Origin of the sequence: Robiginitalea sp. (genome assembly GCF_049588695.1) — a bacterium.
GTDB lineage: Bacteria > Bacteroidota > Bacteroidia > Flavobacteriales > Flavobacteriaceae > Robiginitalea.
Genome location: NZ_JBAVZJ010000540.1, coordinates 1 through 6173, shown reverse-complemented (window position 1 = coordinate 6173; position 6173 = coordinate 1). Strand labels below are relative to the sequence as shown.

Here is a 6173-nt window from a genome sequence, read left to right as displayed (position 1 = left end):
GTGTAATCCTAATTACTCTTTGGGATCATTCCCTTAATCTGTTCCTCAACCGTACTCAGGCTCCAGTCTCCAGGCACCTGGCTCGGTGGATATTCCTTGAAGGTGGAAAGGAATTGCAATGCGTAATACTGCATACCCCCAAGGGCAAAAGCCCTGTCAATATACCAGTCCCAGTAGGTATTAGAACCTTCCAGTGCCTTCTCAAAAGGATCTCTCCTCAAATGGAAAAGGTAAGGCCCTCTGAGCTTCACAAAGGGTTCAAACCACAATCCGAGCTGCTCGGCACGCTGTACCTGGAACATCGCCTTCCAGGGACCGTAACGCAGGGCAGCTATTTCTCCCCCGTCGTTGACATAAATAAAGCCTTTCCGGGGAGATTCGTCAACTGTACCTTTCAGATATTCCAGTTGGTTGACCCCGTCGATGTAATTCTTAAAGCGTTTCCCGTTGACGGTGGTACCACTCCTTAACTGATTCGCGACATTTGGGTTTCCACCAATAGCGGCAAAGGTTGGCAACCAATCCTCATGGGCCACAATTCCGTTCCGGGTTTCCCCTTCAGGGAAGTTTCCGGGCCATTTGATAAAGGCCGGCACCCGGTAGGCACCTTCCCAACTGCTGTTTTTCTCACCGTGGAAAGGGGTGGTACCCGCATCCGGCCACGTATTGAAGTGAGGCCCGTTATCTGTGGAGTAAAATACGATTGTGTTATCGGCTATCCCCAGTTCATCCAGGTAATCCAGTAACATCCCTACATGCATATCGTGCTCGATCATCCCGTCTGTATACTCATCATTCCCTTCATGACGGCGATCCTCTCGCACGTGCGTACGGAAGTGCATCCGTGTCCCGTTCCACCAGGTAAAGAAAGGCTCCCCGGCATCCACTTGTTTTTTTATGAATTCCTTGGCCGCAGCAACGGTTTCATCGTCAATAGTTTCCATACGCTTTTTGGTGAGCGCTCCGGTATCTTCGATACGCTGGCCACCTTTACCGTCAGCCCATGTATGCAATACACCCCTTGGGCCAAAGATCTCGTCGAATGACTTGCCATTTGCCAACATCATATCCTTCGGGTAGTCCTCATTTTCGGGCTCCTCTTCCGCATTCAAGTGGTAGAGGTTTCCAAAGAACTCATCCCAGCCGTGCATGGTAGGCAGGTGCTCATCCAGGTCCCCCTGGTGGTTCTTCCCGAATTGTCCGGTAGCATACCCCTGGCTCTTCATGACCTCCGCAATGGTTACGTCCGTTTTCTGCCATCCCTGAGGTGCTCCGGGCATTCCTACTTTTGTCATCCCGGTACGCACGGGTACGTTTCCTCCCAGAAAGGCAGCACGTCCGGCGGTACAACTCTGTTGGGCGTAGTAATCCGTAAAAGAAATACCCGCTTTGGCTATACGGTCGATGTTTGGAGTTTTATATCCCATCATACCGTGGTTGTTGTGGCTGATGTTCCAATATCCCACATCATCACCCCAGATGACCAGGATGTTCGGTTTCTTCTGAGCGCTCACAGAAGCGACCATTGTAAATAAAAGACTAAAGAATACTAGTTTTTTCATTGTTTAAAGTGTTATTTCTAGTTAATGGTTACACGGACAAAGGGAAAAGAAATCAATTCAGGGGGAGTCAGAATTCTAAAATAAACCTACTTATACATTCAAAAGTTTGAAGATCCGTAAAAATAGGGTTTTTCATATCAAAATACTGCAACAATTCAGACGAACTGACAAATATCATTAAAATTTAAGTGTCTGAAAGCTTTCTCAGGGGTCCCTCCTGAGTGTGTATTAGCGGACCAGGTTGTCTTCCGGACTCGATCGTTTCAATCGATGTGACGGCATTTCCCCAAATAAGTGGTTATAGTCTTTTGCGAATTGCCCCAAATGGCGAAAACCATATTGATAGGCGACTTCCCTTACCCCTACCACCCCAGGATCTGACTTCTTAAGCATCTTGTGGACGGCGGTTAACCTCAGGTGCTTAATATATTGGTGGGGCGTGCAACCCGTATATTTTTTAAAATTGTAGTAAAACGTCCGCATGGGGCCCCCGTAAAACTCCAGTACACGCTCCAAATTGATTTCCTTTCCCAGGCGGACAGCTTCGTGAATCATTTCCACAGATTCATGGATGGGAGCAAAATTGATCGCAATCCGGGACAACTCCTTCTTGCTCAAAGGATGGAGCGCCGCGATAAGGGTAAGTTTAAACTCTGAAATACTAAATTCACCCCTGTATACTGCATTTGAAATTACCCTGTGCAAGTCCTTTGCCCTTTCCAGCCGCCGGGTCTTTTTAAAATCCAAATAAAAATTCCAATTCCCAGGGTTAGGTATCCCCTCCTCCCAAAACCACTTTTCCAATAAATGTTTGTCTACACTTACCGAATAAGAAACAAAGCCTTTCCCGGCATCCAGGTCCAGCCCGCGCTCTGCATCTGAGACGAAGAGCTTAAAAGGTTGAATTTCCTCCCCGTTCCAGGTACTTGAAGTCGGGCATTCGATAAAGGTAAACATCACACTGTCCGGAAGGTGGTGACCATTGGCGAAAACACGCCTGCTAATGGCTGCGGAATAAAAATTAACCTGTGTCCCTAACGAAGAAAATCCGTTGAGATATCCTTGAAATTTACCGCATTCCTGTTGGACAACGTCCATCTGCCAGCCCTCAAAGGCACTGGCCATCTCATCGATATCTGTAGCTCTGAATACCAGAGGTTCCATGGACATTAAGTTGCTGCCCCTTCCCCAGGGTTCAAGGGCAAATACAATTTAAGAAAAAAATGAATCGTCAGGGCCTTCCAGACGCATAGGACAACCGGTCTGTTTGTATGCGTAAAGTTCTTGCAGGACCTGCAGGATTCATACCTTGTAAGTATCGGGCCCGGGCAGTGTTCCCGGCTCCAAAGAAAATTCCTCCGAATAATGGGCCTGCAGAAGGATTAAGCTCCGAAACGGAACACCAGTCCCCCGCTAAAGCCTCCCATCACTATAGTCCCTCCCGCACTTACCCCTGTGCTGGGACCGCCAGGCCCCACACCAACGTAGACTCCGCCCCATTCCACAGGGAAGAGGATATTGCCTTGAAAATTCAGCCCAATAGATTCCGTTAACATAACGACAATACCTCCTTTAAATCCAAAACTGAAGTATGTGGCACTATCCAGGCTACGGCTGACAATATCTCTGTTTTCATTTTTGGGTGAAAAAACAGACAGCCCTAATTGTCCGCCAAAAAAAGGCTTGATATTTCCATTGGTGAAATACCTTGTACCCCCTACCAGAAACCAATCCACGTTCATATCCGCGAGAAAATCCTCACTTGGGCTCAGGATCCGGTCCCGGATTCGGAGTTCCGTACTCATATTCAAATAAGTCACCTCAATCATGTAATCCCTTCGGGCTTCAAATCCGGCAGTGATTCCGAACATACCACTATTGTCCACTTTCAGATAATTAGAGCCGTAATTGAGCCTGCCGCCGAACTGATAACCATAGGTCGGAGTGATTTCAAAAGCCTGGGCATGGCTCGAAAATCCCGTCAGGGCAAATACAGCCAATGCAACAATTCTGAGTGTTTTTTTCATTTCGTTGTTTTTAGATGATTCAATTTAGAGTTATATCCCTGGCCGCCGTCCCCTAACCACGGCCAAGGCCGCCGGTGTATAAATCTATCAATCATGACTTAAGCACATTAAGCATATCAAATATTTCTCCATCCTTCTCTTAACAGCTCGATTTGTGGATGAAATCCGATATTCTAAAATTCATAAAGAAATGACCAGGAGATCACAGACTTTATAAAACTAAATTATGGAACAACCGCAGCGCTAATAAGGTCAAAAATACGCCAATATTTAGTAAATTTACATTCTCTTAAACAGGACCGAGAATGGATGTCCTGGAAGGAAGATTCAATTTTAACGCTAAACACATGAACATGAAAAAATTAGTTTTAAGTATTGCGATTTGCTTAATCGCATTTCAAATAGGCCAGGCACAGTCAAATGCCGAGGAAATAGACTTTTTGCAGTCTATCATCGGAGGTGAAAAAAAGGACGTAGTTGCCGAATTTATCCAACTCGACGGAGTTTCAAAAGATGCATTCTGGGGGCTTTATGATGCCTATGAAGTAGAGCGCAAGGCGCTTGGTAAAAATCGTATCAGCCTGCTGGAAAAGTATGCCAGCGAATATGAAGGCATCTCCGATGCAGAAACTGACAATCTTGTCATGGAGGCTCAAAAGCTGGCTAAAGGAAATGAAAAATTGATCAATTCCTACTACAAGAAGATTAAAAAGGCTTCCGGATCTAAGGCAGCAGCCCAATTCTATCAAATTGAGAATTATTTCCAAGCCTTAACCCGGACGACGATCCTGGAAAATATTCCTTTAATTGGGCAGTTGGATTAGTCCTTTCCTAATTTACCCTATCAAAAAAGCCGCCGGGAAAATCCCCGCGGCTTTTTTTGATTTCCGGACCGCAAAAGGCAAGCAGCGGTTTATTTGCTAAAGGCTTTGACAATCTTTTCCACGTATTCGTCTGCCGTTTTGTAGGCGTCACTCGGGTCTGATAATTTTGACGTGACTACAAAGACAAGCTGATTTTCCTCGGGTTCATCGAGACTGTATCCCACCGTTTCCAACACGTAATTGTTATACGTACTCGTCGTACTGGACGTAGGCATGTAGCCACCATAACCAGAGTAGTACGGTCCATAGGCATAACGGCTTCCATAATAGCTGTTAAACCCACCGTAGTATCCCGGGTACCCACCATAGCCCACGCCCATGTAAACTCCTGAGGTGTTCGTCTGAGTGACCTGCTCCGTATCCTTTACCGTAGTGATTACAATTCCGTTATAGCCCTCACTTTCAATCATACTCAGGATCATGTTCATACGCTCCTCGGTCATTTCAACTTCAGTGTGCAGGGTTGGAATTTTCTTGAAACTTTCCGTAGCCTTGTAACCGTTAGCATTGAGCTGTTTGGCAATGGCCGTTTCAAATGCCGTACGAGCAGCATTACCATTGGTACGGGCGATGACCAGGATATTTTTTTGTTTAAACTTAGCAACGGCCTGGTCTTCAGCTGTCCAGGTATTCTGGACCTTTACCGTGCCACAGCTTTGAAAACTGAGGGCTACTACTGTTAGAAAAATCAAAAACGTTCTCATAAAATTAAATTTTCAGTTTATTCTTAAGTGATTTAATTCATTTAACTTTCAGATTACTTCCTTTGGATCTACCCTCAAAAAATGCCCTTAAAAGTCTTGTAAATATACACTAAATTGCCAAGGCTTACGGGTATTATAATCAAAATGAATGCAGTAAAAACGAAAGCTGAACTTTTAGAATCCTCCTTTTAAGGGTTTGATTAACTTTAGGTATTGCAAAACCTATTTATCCCTGCGGGTCTTAACATCGAAAGCAAATACATGACGGGCGGAGATCTGTTCCCTGAAAGAATAGGACACCCGGACTTAGCGCCCTGCAAAGCATCCTGACTTATGAGCATCAACCTTATCTTAATCCTGGTCTACGCCATTATCGTGATTTTTACGATTGTTAGGATTTTACTAGACACTTCTACTTCTTCCAAGTCACTGGCTTATATCCTGCTAGTTCTCGTAGTACCCGTTTTTGGTATTATTTTTTATTTCTCGTTTGGGGTGAATTACAGGCACCGGAGCTACCGTCTGGAAGCGAATTCCGCACATATTGAAGTTACGAAGTCCTATGAAGCAGAGATTCCAGATGCCACCGAACACTTGGCAGATAGCGGAAAGGGGATTTCCGAACACTTTAAAAGCCTTGTGGCCTTCCACCGCCAAACCATGAGTGCATATTTGAGCGAAAATAGTTTTCAGTTGCTGGTAAATGGAGAGGATAAATTCCCAAATGTTCTAAAAACACTTTCCGGGGCCAGGCGATTTATCCATATGGAATACTACGCCTGGGAAAATGATGTCAGAGGGAATCAGATCAAGGACGTACTGATTCAAAAAGCAAAGGAAGGCCTAATGATTCGGATCCTCTATGATGACTACGCCAGCATGGGCATTCGCAAGAATATTGTAAAAGAACTTCAGGAAGCAGGAGTTCAAATACATCCCAAAATAGAAATTAAACTCCGGCAGTTCGCCAATCGCCTGAACCACAGGGACCATCGA

The 6173-nt window shown here is 45.2% G+C and carries 6 protein-coding genes; 2 read left to right on the top strand and 4 right to left on the bottom strand.

Translation table 11 applies throughout. The annotated features are described in order from the left end of the window. Window positions 1-8: 8 nt before the first annotated feature. The 3 genes from WBV75_RS12500 to WBV75_RS12490 form a co-directional block, all read right to left on the bottom strand. Window positions 9-1562, bottom strand: a complete 1554-nt coding sequence (locus tag WBV75_RS12500) for an arylsulfatase (RefSeq protein ID WP_424120922.1) — start codon at window positions 1560-1562, stop codon at window positions 9-11. A gap of 228 nt (window positions 1563-1790) precedes the next feature. Further along, window positions 1791-2726: a helix-turn-helix transcriptional regulator gene (locus WBV75_RS12495; protein WP_424120921.1), complete on the bottom strand. Its 936-nt coding sequence runs from the start codon at window positions 2724-2726 to the stop codon at window positions 1791-1793. Window positions 2727-2944: 218 nt separating this feature from the next. Then, a complete protein-coding gene (locus WBV75_RS12490) occupies window positions 2945-3589 on the bottom strand; it encodes a hypothetical protein (RefSeq protein WP_424120920.1) in 645 nt (214 codons plus the stop codon). Between the two features lie 347 nt (window positions 3590-3936). On the opposite strand from WBV75_RS12490, the gene WBV75_RS12485 reads away from it, so the two are divergent. Beyond that, window positions 3937-4413, top strand: coding sequence for a hypothetical protein (locus WBV75_RS12485; RefSeq protein WP_424120919.1), 477 nt, complete (start codon window positions 3937-3939; stop codon window positions 4411-4413). An 89-nt stretch (window positions 4414-4502) separates the two neighbouring features. Here WBV75_RS12485 and WBV75_RS12480 read toward each other — a convergent pair whose 3' ends face one another. Continuing rightward, window positions 4503-5177 carry a hypothetical protein gene (locus WBV75_RS12480; protein WP_424120918.1) on the bottom strand — a complete coding sequence of 225 codons (675 nt, stop codon included), beginning with the start codon at window positions 5175-5177 and terminating at the stop codon, window positions 4503-4505. Between the two features lie 333 nt (window positions 5178-5510). Here WBV75_RS12480 and WBV75_RS12475 point away from each other — a divergent pair. Then, window positions 5511-6173, top strand: a 663-nt coding sequence (locus tag WBV75_RS12475; RefSeq protein WP_424120917.1) for a PLDc N-terminal domain-containing protein, incomplete at its 3' end; no start/stop codon positions are given.